Annotated in this window: 20 protein-coding genes; 2 read left to right on the top strand and 18 right to left on the bottom strand. The window is 58.7% G+C overall.

The features are described from left to right. Window positions 1-8: 8 nt before the first annotated feature. Genes U4Y91_RS03400 through hpaH form a run of 4 tightly spaced genes read right to left on the bottom strand, consistent with a single transcriptional unit; the run spans window position 9 to window position 4,011 of the window. On the bottom strand, window positions 9-875 hold the full coding sequence (locus tag U4Y91_RS03400) for an extradiol ring-cleavage dioxygenase (protein WP_044845541.1): 867 nt from the start codon (window positions 873-875) through the stop codon (window positions 9-11). A gap of 13 nt (window positions 876-888) precedes the next feature. Beyond that, on the bottom strand, window positions 889-2,364 hold the full coding sequence (locus U4Y91_RS03395; RefSeq protein ID WP_044845540.1) for an aldehyde dehydrogenase family protein: 1,476 nt from the start codon (window positions 2,362-2,364) through the stop codon (window positions 889-891). A gap of 46 nt (window positions 2,365-2,410) precedes the next feature. Continuing rightward, window positions 2,411-3,211 (bottom strand): 4-hydroxy-2-oxoheptanedioate aldolase, encoded by an 801-nt coding sequence (gene hpaI / locus U4Y91_RS03390; RefSeq protein ID WP_321803288.1) that lies wholly within the window; start codon window positions 3,209-3,211, stop codon window positions 2,411-2,413. Next, window positions 3,208-4,011, bottom strand: a complete 804-nt coding sequence (hpaH, locus tag U4Y91_RS03385) for a 2-oxo-hept-4-ene-1,7-dioate hydratase (RefSeq protein WP_044845567.1) — start codon at window positions 4,009-4,011, stop codon at window positions 3,208-3,210. The genes hpaI and hpaH overlap by 4 nt, the downstream gene beginning before the upstream one ends. 131 nt (window positions 4,012-4,142) lie before the next feature. Here hpaH and U4Y91_RS03380 point away from each other — a divergent pair, with 131 nt between their 5' ends. Continuing rightward, entirely contained in the window at window positions 4,143-5,078 is a 936-nt protein-coding gene (locus U4Y91_RS03380; protein ID WP_044845538.1) for a LysR family transcriptional regulator, read from the top strand. A gap of 53 nt (window positions 5,079-5,131) precedes the next feature. Here U4Y91_RS03380 and U4Y91_RS03375 read toward each other — a convergent pair whose 3' ends face one another. Beyond that, the gene (locus tag U4Y91_RS03375) at window positions 5,132-6,232 is read right to left on the bottom strand and encodes a porin (RefSeq protein ID WP_415750444.1); all 1,101 of its coding nucleotides are present in this window, start codon (window positions 6,230-6,232) and stop codon (window positions 5,132-5,134) included. A 120-nt stretch (window positions 6,233-6,352) separates the two neighbouring features. Further along, window positions 6,353-7,462, bottom strand: a complete 1,110-nt coding sequence (locus tag U4Y91_RS03370) for a branched-chain amino acid ABC transporter substrate-binding protein (protein ID WP_044845566.1) — start codon at window positions 7,460-7,462, stop codon at window positions 6,353-6,355. A gap of 566 nt (window positions 7,463-8,028) precedes the next feature. On the opposite strand from U4Y91_RS03370, the gene U4Y91_RS03365 reads away from it, so the two are divergent. Then, a complete protein-coding gene (locus U4Y91_RS03365) occupies window positions 8,029-8,469 on the top strand; it encodes a MarR family winged helix-turn-helix transcriptional regulator (protein ID WP_044845536.1) in 441 nt (146 codons plus the stop codon). Window positions 8,470-8,717: 248 nt separating this feature from the next. Here U4Y91_RS03365 and U4Y91_RS03360 read toward each other — a convergent pair whose 3' ends face one another. The 12 genes from U4Y91_RS03360 to U4Y91_RS03305 form a co-directional block, all read right to left on the bottom strand. After that, a complete protein-coding gene (locus U4Y91_RS03360; protein ID WP_082088551.1) occupies window positions 8,718-9,842 on the bottom strand; it encodes a porin in 1,125 nt (374 codons plus the stop codon). Window positions 9,843-9,971: 129 nt separating this feature from the next. Next, entirely contained in the window at window positions 9,972-10,523 is a 552-nt protein-coding gene (locus tag U4Y91_RS03355; RefSeq protein WP_082088550.1) for a RidA family protein, read from the bottom strand. A 138-nt stretch (window positions 10,524-10,661) separates the two neighbouring features. Next, window positions 10,662-11,711 carry a hypothetical protein gene (locus tag U4Y91_RS03350; protein WP_135800984.1) on the bottom strand — a complete coding sequence of 350 codons (1,050 nt, stop codon included), beginning with the start codon at window positions 11,709-11,711 and terminating at the stop codon, window positions 10,662-10,664. Window positions 11,712-11,767: 56 nt separating this feature from the next. Further along, window positions 11,768-12,364: a flavin reductase family protein gene (locus tag U4Y91_RS03345; protein ID WP_321803284.1), complete on the bottom strand. Its 597-nt coding sequence runs from the start codon at window positions 12,362-12,364 to the stop codon at window positions 11,768-11,770. Between the two features lie 61 nt (window positions 12,365-12,425). Further along, a complete protein-coding gene (locus U4Y91_RS03340; RefSeq protein WP_321803282.1) occupies window positions 12,426-13,880 on the bottom strand; it encodes a 4-hydroxyphenylacetate 3-hydroxylase family protein in 1,455 nt (484 codons plus the stop codon). Window positions 13,881-13,957: 77 nt separating this feature from the next. Continuing rightward, window positions 13,958-14,362, bottom strand: coding sequence for a nuclear transport factor 2 family protein (locus U4Y91_RS03335; RefSeq protein WP_321803281.1), 405 nt, complete (start codon window positions 14,360-14,362; stop codon window positions 13,958-13,960). Between the two features lie 96 nt (window positions 14,363-14,458). Next, window positions 14,459-15,994, bottom strand: coding sequence for an aldehyde dehydrogenase family protein (locus U4Y91_RS03330; RefSeq protein WP_321803279.1), 1,536 nt, complete (start codon window positions 15,992-15,994; stop codon window positions 14,459-14,461). Between the two features lie 2 nt (window positions 15,995-15,996). Then, complete coding sequence (locus U4Y91_RS03325) at window positions 15,997-16,419, bottom strand: cupin domain-containing protein (protein ID WP_044845532.1); 423 nt, start codon at window positions 16,417-16,419, stop codon at window positions 15,997-15,999. A gap of 14 nt (window positions 16,420-16,433) precedes the next feature. Then, complete coding sequence (locus U4Y91_RS03320) at window positions 16,434-17,180, bottom strand: ribonuclease activity regulator RraA (protein ID WP_044845531.1); 747 nt, start codon at window positions 17,178-17,180, stop codon at window positions 16,434-16,436. Window positions 17,181-17,208: 28 nt separating this feature from the next. Next, window positions 17,209-17,916, bottom strand: a complete 708-nt coding sequence (locus U4Y91_RS03315) for a fumarylacetoacetate hydrolase family protein (RefSeq protein WP_321803278.1) — start codon at window positions 17,914-17,916, stop codon at window positions 17,209-17,211. Continuing rightward, complete coding sequence (locus tag U4Y91_RS03310; protein WP_044845529.1) at window positions 17,916-18,341, bottom strand: RidA family protein; 426 nt, start codon at window positions 18,339-18,341, stop codon at window positions 17,916-17,918. Before U4Y91_RS03310 ends, U4Y91_RS03315 begins: the two co-directional genes overlap by 1 nt. Window positions 18,342-18,358: 17 nt before the next feature. Further along, a complete protein-coding gene (locus tag U4Y91_RS03305) occupies window positions 18,359-19,387 on the bottom strand; it encodes a VOC family protein (protein WP_207671162.1) in 1,029 nt (342 codons plus the stop codon). Window positions 19,388-19,397 lie beyond the last annotated feature (10 nt).

Here is a 19,397-nt window from a genome sequence, read left to right as displayed (position 1 = left end):
TACGCCAATCAAGGTTGAAACCAGACGTGGATATTTCCGGTACCGCGCGCGTTCTCGTAAGCAGACAACGACTCGCCCTTCGATCGGCATTCCCGGCCGCCCATCGCGCCCACCATCTGCAGATAGTGCGCACCGAACGCCTCCCAGGGCTGCCGGCGATACTCGCCCTCCCAGCGATCGAGGATGATGTCGTGCCGACCTTGAGCCATCAGTTCGATCGCACCTTTGTCGCTGGCGATCGCTTCGGGTGACGAAACATTGGTCTCGTGAAAGATGCGGGGATGGTTCGGCTTCCAGTCGATACCGTTGAACTTGTGGCTCAATGCTCCCGATGCGAGTAACACGGCATTGAGATTGCTGCGACGAACTGCCTCGCCGATCGCCTCGCCGGACGTCAGGAATTGCTGCCACGTACAGTTCTGACATGAACTTACTGACACGACAGGCGTGTCATTCAACTCGAAGCGCAAATGCTTGACGAGGTTCAAGGTCGCATACTGACGCTCCAGCAGCGGGTGGCTCGCCATGCGGTTATACCCGCCGCGTTCGCGTGAAACAGCCTCGATGGCCAGCGCGAGTTCCGGATGGCCGCGATAGTCGAACGGCACGCCGTGGAGGTACCACGGCATTTCGTCCGACACGTACGTGCCGGTGTAGCGCTGTGCGCCGTCGACGAGGTGATAGCCCGTGGTGAACCAGTGGCTATCGAATACGATGACGACGTCAGGTTTGGCAACCTCGATCCTGTCGCGCAACCGCGCGTAACCCGCGATCAGGTCGGAATCCTCTCCTGCTCCCATTGCGCGCCGGAACTCTTCACACTGCATCAAGCCGGGGTGGTGCGACACGATCGCTGCACCGACAATTTGGCCCATGATTGTTCTCTCCTCAACGATGACTGAAGCTAGCGTGGAACGGCTTCTTCGGAACGATGACGTCTTTGACGTCGCAAAAAAACTCGAAACTCCAGTCACCGCCTTCGCGCCCGATACCGCTGCGCTTGATACCGCCGAATGGCGCACCCAGATCGCGAACGCCAAAGCTATTGACCCAGATAAAGCCGGTGCGGATTCTTTCCGCGACGGCCGTTGCGTGGGTGGTTTCGCCGTAGCAAACACCTCCGAGGCCGTAATCGGTGCCGTTTGCAAGGCCGATCGCGTTTTCGTCGTCCGTGAAGGTCTGAAGCGTCAGCACAGGACCGAATACCTCGGTCTGGACAATTTCGTCGCTCTGCTTCACGTTCGTCAGCATAGTGGGCTGAAAATACTGTGCCCCAAACGAATGCCTCGCCCCGCCCCAAAGCAACTTGGCGCCCGCGGCAATTGCGCGCTGCACGAACGCCTCTACCCGATCAATCTGACGGGGATGAATGATGGGGCCGACCTCCGTGGTCTCGTTCCGAGGATCGCCGATGACAAGGCGCTCGACGTGCTCGCGCATCCTTGCGGTAAATGCCTCGGCGACGCGTTCGTGTACCAGAAAGCGAGTGCCTGCAAGGCACACCTGTCCCGCGTTGCGGTACATCAACGCACCGGTTGCCGCCGCGGCATCGAGATCCGCATCCTCGAGCACAATGAACGGGCTCTTGCCGCCCAGTTCAAGGCTGCATGGCACGAGGTTGGCGCCGGCTGCCTGTGCAATCCATTTCGCCGTCGGCACACTACCCGTGAACGAAACGCGAGCAATACGCGGATCGCTAACCAGCTTCGCACCGGTCTTTGCGCCAGTACCCTGCACGATATTGAGCACGCCGGCAGGAAGACCTGCTGCATCGGCCGCATTGGCCAGCAGCGAGCAAGTCAGCGGCGCCCATTCCGGCGGCTTCACGATGCATGTATTGCCTGCGGCGAGCGCCGGACCCAGCTTCCACGTGGATAACAACAACGGCGAGTTCCATGGCGTAATGATGACCACGACGCCTGCCGGATCATGACGTACACGATGGTGCGCCTGCTCTGTTTCGATGGGGCGGTTCTGCAGGTCCAGCGCATGTTCGGCGAACCAGCGGATATTGAGCATCGCGCGCGGTACCACGCCATGGCGCATCCGCGACAGCAGCACGCCGGCATCGGTGCTTTCGACTCTGCAGAAATCGTCCGAACGCTTGCCGATCTCCTCTGCGAAGCGGTCGAGGTAGACTTTGCGCTCAGCCGCGCTCAGTTCGGACCAGGCGGGAAAAGCCGCTTCCGCGCTACGAATCGCAGCCTCGACGTGTTCGTCCAAACCCTCGCTGATCGAACCGAGCACTCGCTGATCGATGGGGCTGGCCAATTCGAACTGCTCCGGCGAAGCAACACGGCGTCCGTCGATATAGTGATCGGTCGATACCTGAACACCCGCGACTTCGATATGGGAGGTTTTCATCTTCTTCCTTCGATTTTCAAAAACAACGTCCGGGGCCAGTCGGACATCAATATCCGCCGCCTTGAGAGCGGCCGATCAATTCCGGCTTGAAGCGCGTTGCCAGCGAGCGCGCGGCCTTGGCCAGCAGCGTCGCATCGACGCCGACGGCGATGAACCGCGCGCCTTGCGACAGGTACTGGCGCGCCCTGTCCTCGTCGACGGCCAGAATGCCGGCCGCCTTCCCGGCGGCACCAATGCGCTCGAATGCAGTCGCGATGGCCGCCTGTACCTCCGGATGGTCCGCCTGACCAAGCCGGCCGAGCGACGCGGCGAGGTCGGCCGGCCCGATAAACACCCCGTCAACCCCATCAACGGCGGCAATCTCGTCGACGTTTGCCAGCCCCTCGGCCGACTCCACCTGAACCAGCAAACACATCCGTTCGTTTGCAGTCCTTAGATAATCTGCATCGGCACCCCAACGCGATGATCGTGCAAGGCCGCTCCCTACACCGCGAATTCCGGCAGGCGGATATCGCATGGCGCGCACGAGATCGCGTGCTTGCGCCGCATTGTCGACCATTGGGACGAGCAGGGTTGTTGCGCCGATTTCCAGCACTTGCTTGATCAGCGCGGTATCCCCATGCGGAATACGGACAACGGGATGCGATCGGTACGATGCAATGGCCTGCAAGCTAGCCAACGTGCTCCGGAGATCATTGGGCCCGTGTTCCCCGTCGATGAGTAGCCAGTCGAATCCGGCGGTCGCGCAGAGCTCCGCCGTATACGCATCGGCCAACCCCAGCCATAGACCGTATTGAATCGCGGACGTCGAAAGGGCTGCCTTGAAGGAGTTGATTGCGCCTCTCATACGAATTTGACCGAAATCGAGCCGAGTGGACCGTAGTCGGCGTGGAAGGTATCGCCAGCCTGACAGGCGACCGGACGAGTAAAGGAGCCACCGAGGACGATTTCTCCGGCAGCGAGCCCCTCGCCATACGGCGCGAGCCTGTTCGCCAGCCATGCCACCCCATTTCCAGGATGGCCCAACACTGCAGCGCCCAGCCCGCTTTCCTCGATCACGCCGTTCTTGAACAGAAGGGCGCCGGCCCAACGCCAGTCCACCTCGTCCGGCTTGCGCGGACGACCACCCATGATGATGCCGGCGTTCGCGGCATTGTCAGCGATCGTGTCGCGAACCTGACGGGGCGCGCGCGTTTCGCGATCCAACTGTTCGATGCGCGCGTCGATCAGTTCGAGCGCTGGAGCGACATAGTCCGTTGCATTCAGCACGTCAATCAACGTAACATTCGGGCCGCGCAACGGCCGCGCCAAAATAAACGCCAGTTCGACCTCGAACCTCGGCACGATGAACCGATCCGCACGGATTTCGCTGCCGTCGCACAGCAGCATGCTGTCCAACAACGTCCCGTAGTCAGGCTCGTTGATCTGCGAGGCCAACTGCATGGCGCGCGAAGTCAGTCCGATCTTGTGCCCGATGACCGTGCGCCCCTGTTCCTTCTGCAATGCGATCCATGCGCGCTGGATCGCATAACTGTCTTCGATCGACATGTCAGGGTAGCGCCAGGTAAAGTGGCGTAACTGGCTTCGGGTCCGCTGCGCATCGTCGAGCTCACGGGCCAACGCAATATGGGTGGATGAATCTAGCAAGTCCGTCTCCCGACCGGCTCCAAGCGTCACCGGCATCGTCGTTATCCTGAGTTGCAAGTCTCGTCCTTCAGCCACCTCAAGAGAAGCAATCAATCCTCGACTTTTATCAAGTAACGCTTGATAATCGAATCATGTCGCTTACCCGATTCTCATTGCGCCAAATCGAGACGTTCGTCTGCGTGGCCGACCTGCATAGCTTTGCCGGCGCCGCACAGCGGCTCGGCATGACCCCACAGGCCGTCAGCCAGTTGATCGCCGAGCTCGAGACCACACTCTCGTTCCGGTTGTTCGACCGCACCACCCGGCGCGTGAGCCTATCGACGGCCGGCCGCGACTTTCTCACCTCGGCCGAGACCATCATGCGCCACGTGCGAGCCGCTGAAAGTGCCGCTGACGACGTGCGAAACCGCGCCGCCGGTGTGGTGCGCATCGGGGCGCCCCTCGTTCTGGCAAGCACGGCGTTGCCCGCCGCGATTCGCGAATACCAGGCAACACGACCGAAAGTCGTCGTCCGCATACGGGATTTGCCGGTGGATGCCCTGGTGGATGCGGTCTCGGTCGGAGACGTGGACCTCGCAATTGGTCCTGATCGCATCGTCGGCGATACCGTTGAACGGCAAGTACTGTTCGATAGTCTGTGGGTATTTTGGTGTGCGAAATCGCACCCGCTGGCGAAGCGGAAAGTCTTGCGCTGGCGGGACTTGATGGGAACCGCATTGGTGGCCGCCGGACGCGACCACGAGCACAGCGTCAGTCAGATGCGGCTGAGTACCCCGGAGGGGGAGCGCGTCACGCCAATCGACGTCGTCGACAACATTTCCACGGCGCTCGGTATCGCCGGCGAAGGGCTGGCCGCGACGCTCGCGCCCGCCTATGTTGGCGCCCTGGCTCCCGCGTTCAATCTCGTCATGAAACGCGTGATCGATCCGGAAGTACTCCGGAAGGTATGTCTGTATCGCTCGTCTCAACGCGCCGCATCGCCTGCCGTAGATGGTTTCGCGGAATTCCTCTGCACGAAGTTGGCCGACTGGTCGAGGCAATTCCGCCAGCCGGAAACGGGCGCATAACTACAGAACCTTCCCGGCGAGCCGCCCCTCCAATCACGGGGCGGCGCGCTCGGTCAGAAGACGTTGCGGAGGCCTACAGCCACGCCGGTCTGGTTGTTGCGTCCTGGAAAGTCCGCGTTCCCCGCCCCCGACCCGTGGATGTAGTCGATCGTCCCGTATACCTCGGTCCGCTTCGACAATGAATACTCTGCCAACAAGGTGCCGGAATAGCGTGTGCCACGCCCCCGGCTCGTACCATCGGCGTTCAACGCATTGCGCGACTTGTCGTAATACCCAGCCACGGTCAGCAGCAATGGGGCCGTAGCCTGCCAGCTCCCGCCAAGGTAAAAACCGTCATCGATACGATTGCCGTTGGTTTTCGGCGACCAGGCAGCGGCCGGCGATCCCGCCGCGCCCATGTAAATATCGACAATGCCGGTGTTGTCCTGGCCATGCAACCACCCGCCGGAAACCTTGTACGCGTCGAAGGCATACAATGCAGCCAGATGCACCACGCGGTATTTGTTGTTGCTTGCATCACTGTTCTGCTGATAGCCCACACCAAGCAGCAGGCCGCCCAACGCGTACGACGCGGTTGCGCCGAACATGCTGCCCGCTGCCACGCTCCCTGGAATTCCGCCGAAGGCATACATCGCTTTAATATTGACCCCTCCAATGCGGCCATCGTACTTGACCGAATTACTCGAACGCAGACCGTAACCAAGTGCCCCCGGCATCCAGCCATCTTGATCAAAGTTCGCGACGGTCAGGGGATCAAACACGTCGCCAAGTTGATCGAACAATGGAGTGTTCTGGCGCCCCAGTGTAACCGTGCCAAAGCGGTCGCTTGCGAGCCCGACGGTTGCCCAGCGATTGAACAGCGTATTGCTGCTCGCCAATTGTCCATTCCAGACGTTATAGCCGTTCTCCAGCCGGAAAACGGCATGCAATCCAGAGCCCAGATCCTCGCTCCCCTTGAGCCCCCAGCGGCTTCCCGTGATCGGCCCCACGCCCATTGCCACCTGACTGTCGTTCTTCGCGTTCGCATTTGTCAGGTAGCGGATGCTTGTATCGACGACACCGTATAGCGTGACCGCGCTCTGCGCCCGCACCTCGTGCGTCACCGACATGAATGTGAGGGCACACGCCAAGGCAAACCTGGTGGAAACCTTGATATTCGACGAGTTCTTCATATTTAGTTATCCATAGTTATGTGGAAATATCCAGTTGATCACAAGTTCGATCTACGCAAACTAAATCAACTCCATTTCCCTACGCTGCCGGAACCGAATGGATTACATCGTGACCGCATCCAGCAGTGTCTTTTTTCCGCCAACATATCGGTAGATTGAAATGACACCATGCTTGAGATCGCCATTCCGATCAAACGACGTTTCTCCGGTCACGCCACGGTAATCGGTGCGCGGCATCACGGACAGGATCGCGGCGCGGTTTGTCGAATTCGCGCGCTTCATCGCATCAACGACGATGTATACCGCGTCATAGGTCAGCGGTGCATATAGCTGAATGGGACTGCCGAAGCGTTTCTGGAACTTAATGGCGAAAGCCGCCCCTTCCGGCATTTTCTCGAGCGCAGCACCAGCCTCCGAGCACACGACGTTATCCGTTGCATCGCCAGCGAGATCGGCCAGCTTCGGCGAACAAACACCGTCGCCTGCAAGCAGTCGCGCGCGGATTCCGAGCTGCTTGGCCTGCCGTGAAAATGGACCGCCCGTGGCATCCATGCCGCCGTACATGATGGCATCGGGATTCTCGCCCTTGATCTTCGTCAAGATCGCCCGGAAATCGACTGCATGATCATTCGTTGCATCGTGCGAGACGACGCGAATCCCGAGCGCCTTCGCACGCTTCTCGAATTCGCTCGCAAGCCCCTGCCCATACGCAGTAGAGTCATCGACGATCGCGACAGATTTGATCCCCATGCTCTTGAGTGCATAGTCGGCCAGAGCTGGCCCTTGCTGAGCATCCGTCGCGACAAGGCGATAGGCTGTCTTGAAGCCCTGCTTCGTATAGACGGGATTTGTCGCCGACGGAGATATCTGCACGACGGCGGCATCGTTGTAGATGCGGGAAGCCGGTATCGTGGTTCCCGAGTTCAGATGCCCAATGACAGCCACGACGTCGTCGTCGACCAACTTCTGGGCGACCTGAGTCGCCGTTCTCGGGTCTGCGGCATCATCTTGGGCGTCGAGACTCAGCGTAACGACCTTGCCGCCGATCGTCAGTCCCTTCGCGTTGATTTCCTCGATGGCCAGTCGCGCGCCGTTCTCGTTGTCCTTACCCAAATGCGCTATACCGCCCGTCAGCGGCGCAACGTGGCCGATCTTCACGACCTCGCCGGCGTTGACCGATTCGCAGGCAACGAACGCGATTACCGGAATGATGCCGAGACACCTTACAGCCGAGTTTTTTCTCTTCACGACGATCTCCTCTTCCTGATTAAACGACAGAACCTCCAACTACTGCACGCCGCAGGCTATCCACCGTTTACTCGGTGACGCCCGTCCTCTCTAATCGCTATTAGCTAGCGATTCTACTTAGAAGACCTTATTGATCAATCAAGAGGAACCGGATATGGGAATCCTCCGTCTTCAACCTGATCGAAATCCGCACCGCGCCCGTCCGATTGAACCCGAATGTCCGGCGAATGATGTCCTGACCTTCCATCGTGCGGTTCGCTGCAGTACGCATAACGCTTGCTATCGCGTCGCCTGTCCGATGTGGCGGCCTACGCGCGAAGCCGGCCCCTGTGAACCTTTCCAGGCTCGCGCGTCGGTTTCCGCCTCACGCGGATATCCACTGCACACGCCTCGACAGCGAATGAGGACCGATCGTAGCCGTCTATATTTGCGTGCGCAAGCACGTATATTCCCGAATTCATCGGTGAGATATGACGACCGACTGCGGGATGCTATGCTTACCGGCTACATCACCACCTATCGCATCGAGCATGACAGACTCGGTTCACGGATTATTTACTTACAAGCTGCACGCAATAAAAAAACTGACCGACAGGATCACAAGTGCGGCCTTCGAGCAGGCACTCTCGTTGAGCTTGCCGGAAGCGAGAATTTTGTTGAACGTGGGTGAACTGGGCCCCGTGTCGGTATCCGATCTGGCCATTGCTACCCATCTCGATCGAAGCCGGGTGAGCCGCGCATGCGACGCGCTGGAGCGTCGGGGGCTGATCGTCAGGAGCGCGAGTGCGCAGGACGCACGTAGCGTCGAATTGACATTGACCGATGCTGGTCGCCCACTTTACGACCGTGCGATCGTCATTGCCACTGACTGTAATCGGGAGATTCTTGCCGTACTTTCCGCGCAGGACCGCCGCAAGTTGCACGGTCTGTTTGATCTGCTGATCAAGTCCTGCACTGAAACGAGTGGCTGACGCGGCTGCGGCGAACATGCCTTTCATATTGCAGCCGCCGTTCGCGCGTTAGCACACTGAGGTCCGTGCGCCAGCCATTAACAACACAACAGGCTGCCGTATAACCTGGCCCGAAAAGAGGAACGGAAAGGCGGCACACGAAACCAACGAGGCTCCGTGAGCCAGCCGCCCGGCACCATGCCGGCCGGTTTATCGCGCGAGACGGTAGAGAGAAGACACCGATCCCGCGCAGGGTCATGCGCCCTGGATCAGAATCGGTGGCGCATGCCGACCTGCATCGCCAACTGATTCTTGCCTGAGGAGGCCGGAATGCTATAGATTTGGGCGAAGGTCGCGTCACCTGCCGCGTGCTGATAAATGGCAGTCGCGAACAAGTCGGTACGCTTTGACAGCGCATATTGGACGCTGAAGTCGATTTGGTGCCAGCGGGGCTTGTTGCCGCCAGAGTAGCGTCCCCAGGTATAGATATAGGCAGTACCGACAAGCAACATCGGATTCAGGCGCGTATAAGCTGCAATCTCGGCATTCTGCAATCGCAAACCGGTCCCGTCGCTGTAGTTGAACAAGACATTGCTGTAGTTGCCAATCACATTGACCGAATCGAAATCGTAGGTCGCGCCCAATCCGAAGATGCGCTGCTGGTCCGTTCCCGCCCCATGTTGACTCAAAACGAAGGGTGAAGTGAAGCCCCACCCCGTACTATCGACCGCGCCACTAACAAGGTTGGGAGTTGCACTATTGGTGCGACGATTGAATTGAGTGAAGGCTCCACCGAGTCGCAACCGATCACGCGCGTAATTCACTCCGACGCTGTATCCGTTGTTGTCGTTTGCGACTGTCGTATTCGAGAACGCGTAGCTGCCCGCAACCGTCACACCACTAAAGCTTGGCGACTGGTAGCGAATAGAGTTGTTGAAGCGGTTCGTGAAGAACATATTGTCATTGTCGCCAATATGCGTGCCGATACCGGTGAACACATTGGCCGACTCCGCCCACCAGAGCGAAGCTGTCATCTCCTCGTACTGTCGCCCCATAGTGACGGTGCCGTAGCGGTCGTTACGCACGCCGACGAATGCCTGCCGTCCGAACATCCCACCTACCTGAGCACCGGTATTGATCGCAAACCCGTTCTCCAGGGTAAATACCGCGTGCGTGCCGCCGCCCAGATCCTCGTCGCCCCGCAGTCCGAACCTTGGCGGCATCATACCGCCGCTTACCAGTGCCACGCGCGAAGCGCCACCGACGTTACTAACATACTGAACGCCGGTCGAAATCACACCATAAAGCGTTACGCTACTCTGCGCATGAACAGGCGTCGCCAAGGATGCAAGCGCAAACGTAGACACCCCCACGGTCGTTTTTGTCCACTTCATAATTTCGGTCTCCTATATATTAAAACCGATTACTCGTCTTCAATCATCTCTGCCGATCTGATCAACGCATCGATCTCGCCTGACACATCGCCATCGAGAAACTCCTCTCGGCGTCGCAGCCCTGCACGCTCACTCCAGCTCGTACTCAATGGTGATCTCCATGGCAACGCCGTACGGCATGGACGAAGCACCAATGTTGACGCGCGCATGCGCTCCGCGCTCAGGGCCAAACACTTTGGTCACGAGATCCGAGCAACCGTCGGCGACCTTGGTCAGCCCCTTGAAATCCGGCGTGGTCAGACTAACCACTGTTACGCGCACGACCTGCTTGATTTTCGACAGATCTCCGATCACGGATTTGGCAAATCGGAGCGATCGCAAGCATGCCAATTCCGCATACTTCTTACCCTTTTCATCCGCGTCGAGGTCATCGCCGAAACGTCCCTTCAGCCACGCATTTTTCGGCCCAAACTCACCATTGACGTCTTGAGGAGCGGCCGAAGAAACGAACAACAATTTTCCCACCACATTGCCGTTCACGTAGTTTCCGAACGTCTTCGGGGCAGCTTCGTTGATCTGCGGATATCCCAATCTGACAAGTGCATCTTCAGGGGTTTGCGCTAGGGCGAACTTTGCAGCCAGCATGAAGTAGACGGCACAACAAGCGAGGGGGTATCTCATGATTCTGGTATTCCGTTATCAAGACTGGTGGCTGTCGTCATTGCCACCACACAAACACATTCGCTGCGATGTCTTCACTCCGACTCGTCGAGTCACAACACACCGCCAAGTAAATCGGGCACTGCAGGATTGGCCCGATCACGAACTCCGTCGCCTCATCAATGGCCAGAGTTTGAAATATTCCGAAAACGCAATCAGTAACGGGAAGGTCACGCCAAGCAACGCCGACGCAACCCAGCGCTCGTAGTCAAATCCAGGCTCGCCGGACGAGAGCGTACCTGTCAGGATCGGAGCAACCCGTCCGTAGAGGAATGCGAGCAGCAAGCCGCCGACCATCGCCACCGCGGCGTTTCCGAGCCCCTTCACAGGCTGGGGCAGACGCTGAAACAGCGTACCCTGTAGCATATTGAGCACTACGATCGTGCCGAAAATGAATGGAATCGGCACTTTCACCATGAATGACAACGCGCTCATATGCAGGATCGCGATCCCGATGTGCATGGCCAAGCCGCCGATCGCGAGAGCGAGGCCTGTCCAGACAATTCCCAGTATCGGCTGACGCATCAGCGAGGGAATCGTGGCGAGTGGCCAAAGATCGAAATGCAACAGCAGAAACAACACCGCGACGGCCGTCACAATGAAGGCAAGAGCCAGGTTCGCATCGAACAATCCACCAGGATCAAGCGCCGGCACGTAAATCGGCGCTCCACGCAAGAATGCGAAATTACAGAACGTGCGAAATACCACGAAACTCAAACCGTAACAAGCCACCAGCATCGACAGCCCGGATACGAACGGCGTTTCAGTCAGGCTTACGAACGGCCAGCCGCCGAACATGATCGCAAGCCAGAACATCACGATCACCGTGAATATGGTGTACACGACGAGCATTGGCACTGGCGGCGCAATCCCCCCGCCGATCGTGACATAGCAGACTACGGCTACTACTGCGGCAATCGCGAGTGTGGACAGTAAAAGTACGCCTCCTTTCGCAGGCTGGGCGAGATGAGCCACAAAGGACGGGTTCCCTTTCCAACTGACACTGATAAGGATCTGCCCAGGTATCGCGCACATAAAAATCCACGCCGTCCAGGTTGTGAAGGTCGTGAAGTCAAACAATCTTATGATCGCCCATGCGACAACTACAGTCATTGTGGTTGCCAAAAATCCGCTAAAAGGCTGCCTCATATATCGGTCTCCTACATATCTATACTGCTCTAACCTTCTTCTTTCTTGAATTCACATTAATCGGGGAGCAACGCTCCGGATGTCATGAATTCTCCATCCAGATAGAGCAGCGGCTTCCCACCGACTCCGTAGCTAATGTGGCGAATATCGCCGATCACGATTGCATGTGTCGTCGTGATCATCATCTGCTCGACGTCACAATCGAACGACGCAAGAGCGTCGGTGAGGATCGGCGCACCGGTGGCCGCTTGCGTCCAGTTGTCGATCGCCGCGAACGGATCCTCTCCCTGCTTGCCGGCAAACGCGTACGCAAGTTCGCGGTGCTGGATTCCGAGCACGTTCACTGCCATGCAGCGCGCCTTGGCGATTGCTTGATAGCTTCGTCCCGAGAGATTCACGCATGCAAGAAGGCGTGGCGGGTTCGCGGTCAGGGAGCAGACCGCTGTCGCAGTCAAGCCGAAGCGGGCGCTCCCATCTTGCGTTGTGACAATATTGACCGCCCCCCCCAACCGTCGCATGGCGGATCGGAACGCATCGCTCCTCGCCGTGGCGTCAGCTTGACTCGCTGCGTCCGACTCCGCATCAATGCCATTCTTCACGAGCCACGCGGAAACCCTTTCGCTGACGGAAGCGCTGATTTTTTCTGAATTCATGACAGACCCTTAGACAACGTGCCTTGCATCCCAGTACAGGATGCCACGGCCATCATTTCGCTCAAACACCGTTCGGCAAGCCGTAACCGGCCATCACGCCGTCAACCATGTCGGTCGACGAGCCCCAATCGAAATGACCGAAGCAACGCATGTGTTGCACGAATGGAGGACCTGAATAGAACATCTCGTACTGGGTATGTCGCGAACCGAATTCCGAGCCAAGCGCATCCCAGGCAAGCTTCATCAGTTTCACGCGCCCCTGGGGATCGATCGCTGCCGAACGCTGAGTCTGTTCGATCAACGCAGCCATCTCGGGATTCGCAAAGTCTTCGGCCGACGAGGGCAACATGATCACGCCGCCACCAGCCAAACCACGAATCTCGTTGACGAAATGCGGATACAGTTCCTGCCCCATCGACGTGGCCGAATACACTCGAGCCGCCTTCGGGACGAAGAAGCCGTTACGCGTAACCGGATCGGCATACAACGATTGGAAGTTGCCTTCGACGGCCATTGCCTGCGCGGCCAGCTTCCCGAGCACATCCTGGATCGGAGGAAAGTTGATCGTTCCGGTGGTTTCGGTAAGTCGACGTGCAATGCCGAGCAGAAACTGCAGTTTGACTGTGAAACGTGCCTGACTCTGCAGGTTCATCATCGCTTCTGCGGCGGTTTTGTGAAACATTGCCCCGCACATGTCAGGGCGCCGATAGACGAATACCCGGTCCCATGGCACCTTGACGTCGTCGAAGTAGATCAGCGCATCGTTTTCGTCGAATTGCGTGGCCAGCGGATAGTCAAACGTCGAACTAGCCGCTTGCTCATAGGAGCGGCGCGACAGAATCTTCACGCCCTTCGCAGCAAGAGGGATCGCAAACGACAGCGCATAGATCTCATCGTCCGGCTTTAGCGGATTCTGAACACCCACCAGGCATTCCTGCGCCAGGACCGCTGCAGTACCGAGCATTTTTGCTCCGCGCACGGTAATGCCTTCGGCATCCTCGTCAACGACGCCGAGCGAGTGATATTTGACGCCCTGGTCCCCCACATCCTTGGAACGATCGCCCTGCGGATTGACAATCGTGTAGGTCAGCGCAATGTCATTGTCTCGCGCCCATTCGTAATAGGAGCGAAGTGCTGCGGCTCGTGCAGGATCGTACTGTTCGAACACCTCGCTGGCGACCAGCATGCCGACCAGCGCGGACGGTACATGATCGGGGGACCGCCCAAGCCACCCCCCTGTCTGGCGCGCCCACGCGACATGCGCAGCAGCACGGGCCGCGAGATCCTCGGCAGTCTTCGGCAACTGCCACGCGCGATTGACCTGACGGCCGTTACCCGGTGACGTGAACGTCATCAGTTCCTGGTTCGCGGCCTGGAAATCGTAGAGCGAAGCCACCGTGCGGACCGCATTCCGGAATGCCGGATGATCGACATGGTCGTCAACACGTTCACCATTGATATAGACGCTGCGCCCGTCGCGCAGACTCTCGATATAGTCGTTGCCAGTCTTGGACATGATTAAATTGCCTGGTTGTCTCTGTAGTTGTCGATCGACCACCGACAAGCACGATATGCTTGGCGGGGCCATTTCACTTATTTCGTATGCACGCGGCCCTCGAATGCGCGCGCCATCGAATCGGTCTCGAAGTAGTCGGCGAGATTCACGATTCGGTTTTCACGTACAGTCCACAACTGTACCCACGGTACATCGAAGGTAAGACCCGTCGCACGCACACGTGATCGCTCGCGCCCCGCCACGGCAATGCTTTCACCACCATCGATGAAGCGCTCGGGCGCAAACTGGAGTACATCCAGGCTCGCAGCGACAGTATCGAAAAAACTCAAAATCTGGACGCTGCCCTGAAACCGCCCAGCCATCGGAATCGAACTGGGCCCCGGGAACACGATCTCCCCGTCCGGCGCAAACAAACTGAGGGCATCGGCGAAGCGGCCAGCGGCCGCGCATTCATAGAATTGCTTGACGATAGAAAGCGACATGGCAAAACTTCTCCCCGGTGCGCATCGCACCGTTCCAATCGAATCAGTAAGGTGAGGACGCGCGGCCCGCAGTGTAGGGCGCCGAGCGTTGCAGCGTCAGTCGAGACGAATCCGCTGGTCCCAGGGCGATTCCCGGCTCCAGTTAATGCATACGCTTTGCCGGCGCATATAACCCTTCCATGCATCAGAGCCCGCGGTTCGACCGCCGCCAGTCTCCTTCTCGCCACCGAAGGCCGCCCCGACATCCGCGCCGGTAGTACCCATATTTACCTTCGCGATGCCGCAATCGCTTCCGGCGGCCGACAGGAATAGCTCGATGTTCGAAATATCCTGGCTATGAATTCCCGAGGCCAGCCCCTGGGCGACGCCATTGTGAATCTCGATTGCCTCTTCCAGGTCGTCGTACTCCGTCAGATAGACGATCGGCGCGAATGTCTCGTGCTGAACGCACGGCCACGCGGGCTGTGCGCCCGTGATGATCGTTGGCTCGACGTAGTAGCCGGGCCGATCGATACGCTTTCCGCCGTAGACGACTTTCCCTCCGAGCGACACGGCCTGCGACACCGCGGCCTCAAAGTGGCCGACCGCCGCCTTATCAATCAGCGGACCGACGACTGCTTCGGGTTCGCGGGGATCGCCCACCTTGATCTGCCCGAACGCTTTCGCCAAAAGCTCGGTGAACCGCGTTGCGACGCTGCGATGAACGATGACGCGCCGGGTGCTCGTGCAGCGCTGTCCTGTCGTGCCAACCACACCAAAGGTGATCGAGCGAGCGGCCAGTCTGAGATCCGCCGTCTCATCGACGATACATGCGTTGTTGCCCGAACATTCGAGCATGTAGCGCCGGCCGAGCTGTTGCCCGACGATCTGAGCAACCTTGCGGCCGACCGCGCTGGAACCGGTGAACGACAACAGCGCAATTCGTGGATCGGTCAGTAACCGCTCTGCGACCTCGTTGTCGTCCGGGATGAATAGCGAGAATACGCCCTCGTGCCCCTGAGCCGCCATCGCACGATTTGCCAGATGCTGCAACGCGATAGCCGTCAGTGGTACCTTCGGGCTCGGCTTCCAGATCACGGTATTGCCGCCGATTGCCGCGAGGAAACCATTTTGCGCCCATACCGCGGCGGGAAAGTTGTAGGCTGAAATGATCCCCGTAACGCCGAGTGGCAGCCATTGGTCGTACATGCGATGGCGACCTCGTTGAGACTGCTGCGTATAGCCGTACAGCATGCGCGACTGGCCAGCGGCCATTGTCGCCATATCGATCACTTCCTTGATCTCTGCCTTGCCTTCCATAACGGATTTACCGGTATCGATCGCAACCAGCCGGCCTAGCAGATCGTGGTGCTCCTTGACAAGCTCGCCGATTCCCAGCACCAATTCACCGCGCACCGGAGCCGGCACCATGCGCCACCGGTGCTGTTGTGCTTGCGCGGCGGAAACCACTCGCTCGTAGTCGTCAGCGGTCGCGGCCGTAACATAGGCGGTGGTCTCGCCCGTTGCGGGATTTACGGCGGCGAACGCATGCGCGTCACCGCCTTCGCTCCAGGCCGCGGCCGAGCCTGCACACGTGCCGCTATGGTTATGGCCAATACCCAGGTCACGGAGGACGGAAGCAATATCAAACATGATCAATGATCCTTACTGAGAAATTCGCCGATGGTTTCGTCGGTATGAAAGACGGGCTTCTCGTAGTAGTGGGGGCCATCGTAGATCTCGATCAGCACGCTACGCTCGTGCGCGATGGTTGGCCCGTGCGGATGATCCTTCGGGTTCATGTAGAACGCGCCGGGCGTCAAACGGAGCTGCGAGTCCGTGTACTCGTATTCACCCTCCAGGCAATACATGAACTGATTCGATGCGTGAGAATGCTTGACTGGAATGCGGCCGCCCTTCTCATATTCAAGTAAGGCGATGCTGGCACCCGTGTCCGGGTTTTTCCACAGGAAGTACTGTCGAAAGCCGTACTCAGGGAAGTCTAGCCAACCCGCTGGATCCAGCTCAGTGGTCCGCAACAGAACTTCGAGCGTCGCAGGCAATTCTTTTTTTTCCATGATGTTTGGTCTCCTCATGCAGCGTAATCCGGGCGACCGGCAGCGACCCAGCGCTCGTATTCCACGCGGCTTTCCGCAGTGCTCGGAAACAGACCGAAGATTGAACGGCCGCGCGGGATCTGAGTTTCGACGAACTGTTCGTACTGCGACTGCGCGTGTGCAGCCTCTGCGACTTCGTCTGCCAATGCCGAAGGAATCGCAACGACACCTTCGTCGTCGCCCACCAGGATGTCGCCCGGATAAATCGCTACCCCGGCACAACCAATTGGTTCGTCAAGTGCCTGAGGATGCAGTGCCAAAGGCGTGGCTGGCGGTGCATTCCCGAGCTGAAACGCGGGCAATTCGATCCGTGCAATCGACGGCGTGTCGCGGAAGCCTCCATCGGTAACAATGCCGCGAACGCCCCGCTGCGCGAGCCGGGCGACCATGATGTCTCCGGCGGATGCGGCGCGAGTGCTACCCCCTGCATCGATGACCAGCACGGCACCGCTTGGACATTCCTCAATGGCTCGCCGATGCATATTGTCGTCCCGTTGATAGTTCTCCATCGTGTCGATATCCTCGCGTGCCGGAATGAACCGCAACGTGTAGGCCGGACCGACCATGCGCGGCATTCCCGGTCGTACCGGCGACAGCCCGAGCAGAACCGTGTTGCGCAAGCCATGGCGCATCAAAAGCACGTTGGCGATCGTCGACGGTGCGCTCTTCTCGAGGAGTTCGCGAGTTGCGGCCGACAGCGGCACAGTATTGGGTTGCTTCATAATCGTTTTCCCTGACTGGCTCGGCTTCTCACAGCCCCGCCGCAACACGAACCCTGAGCATGCCGACACGCGCCACACTAGCAACCATAAGGTGCCCAGGCTCGACAGCCCCGACTCCTTCCGGGGTACCAGTAAATATCAGATCACCGGGATAAAGCGTGAACAGGGCCGATAGGTCCGCAACGATATCGGATACTTGCCAGATCAATTTGGACACGTCGCTGTGCTGTCGCGATGCACCATCAACCCACAACTCGATCTCACCGTGTTCGATCGCACCGGTATGTTCAATGGAACGCAATGCACTGATCGGCGCGCAACGCTCAAACGTCTTGCCGATCTCCCACGGTTTGCCAGCCTGGCGCATGGCCTGTTGCAGATCGCGACGAGTCATGTCTATACCGACCGCGTATCCAAACACATGCTCCACCGCCCGATCGCGCGGAATATCCCGTCCACCCTGGCCGATGGCAACCACAAGTTCCACCTCGTGATGAAGATTGCGGGTGGCTGGCGGATATGGAATCTCCAGCACTTCGTCATCACGCTCGGCTGCGATCACTGTGTCAGCAGGCTTGCAGAAGAAGAACGGAGGATCGGTACGCGGATCCACGCCCATTTCGATCGCGTGATCCGCGTAATTTCTGCCGATGCAGTACACACGATTGACGGCAAAGCGAAGGTCTGATCCAACTACGGGTACGCTGGTCACTCTCGGGGAATTCAAGTAGTCCATTACACTTGCTCCTTCGGTCGACCGCCGGCATTCAAGCATGCCACGGCCTCGATCTCGACCAACACGTCAGGCTGCAGCGCACTTACTTCAACCAGTGTGGCCGTGGGAAAGCAACGTTCCGGCGCGGTGCGCTCAAAAAATTCACGACGTGCCGTCCACACTTGTTCGCGTTGCTCGATGCGAGTCAAGTACAGGTTCAGCTTGACGATGTCGGCCGGATTGCCGCCAGCAGCGGCGAGCAGATGTTCGATGCGCTCGAATATCGCGCGCGCCTGTACGTACTCGTCGTCGCCAATCACACGATTGCCTTCCCCACGCGCGGTCAATCCGGAAAGGAAAACCAAGTCGCCGACTTTCAAGCAGTTCGACCACAAACCTGACGGCGCCTCACTAACTGCACTACTAACTATTCTCTGAATTTCCATGCTTCCGATCCTGACGATTATTCGAAAAATTCCGCTCCTGGAGCCATGCCCCACTGCGTCGTTTCGTCCGCTCCACCGCAGAAAACCGACGGCACGTGGTCCCGGTTGACGACGTCGCCATCCGTGTAGTGCTCTACACGGAAGCCATGTACGTCTCGCCAATAGTCGTAAATTTGACTGCCGAGCATGTGTCGACCTACTCCGCAGTCGAGGCGATAGCCGCGTAACGACAGATAATCGTGTGCCGACATTACGTGATCGAGATCCTGCAATTCAAACGAACTGTGGTGTATCCCCGCATTTCGCGATTGAAGAACCAGCAAACAATGATGATCAACAAAGTCGGCGCCGCGATCGACACGCAGGAACGTGCCGACAACATCCTCAATGCGACCCGGCTCTGGCCCGAAGTAGTCGGACGGCACCAGTCCGAAGCGCTCGCGCAACCATGCGACCGATGCGGCATGGTCGGTCACATGCAGAGTCACGTGGCCCAGCCTAAGCGCCGGCGCGGGCTCACGTCGCTGTCGAATGCTGGCATTGGTACGCTCCTTGGCATGCCCGGCATTGAATCGATTCGGTGCGCGAACCGGAGCTGCCACGTAGACCTCCTCGCTCCACACCGCATCCATCTGGAAGCCATCCGGCATCGTCAGCCGCACGTACTCGCCACGAAACGGCGACGGTAGCGCTTCGATCGGACCGGCATCGGCAAAGCTCGCGAGTCGCACGAGATCCTTCTGTTCTGGCACGCAAAATCCGACCCCCAGGAATCGGCCCTCGGCGCCCCTCACCGCTTCGTAGACAAACGGAGCAGCCGCTGCGGCGCGCATGCGCAAGACCTCATCCGTGCGCTGGACTGTACTCAATCCGAAATCAGTCATGAATCGCTCGGCCGCCACCAGATCGGGAAGCGCGTAGCGAACGTACAGGATGTCTCTGGCTGTCATGATTGGAATAGTGCGATGAGCGATGTCGGAATATTGCGCCGGCAACACTTGGTAGACCAGTGACTTTGTGCGATCCTGATATAACCAAATTCTCATATCGCACCTA

The sequence above is a fragment of the Burkholderia sp. BCC1993 genome (assembly GCF_905339865.1).
GTDB lineage: Bacteria > Pseudomonadota > Gammaproteobacteria > Burkholderiales > Burkholderiaceae > Burkholderia.
Note: the sequence above shows the minus strand (reverse complement) of the source record. Positions and strands in the feature narration are given on the sequence as shown.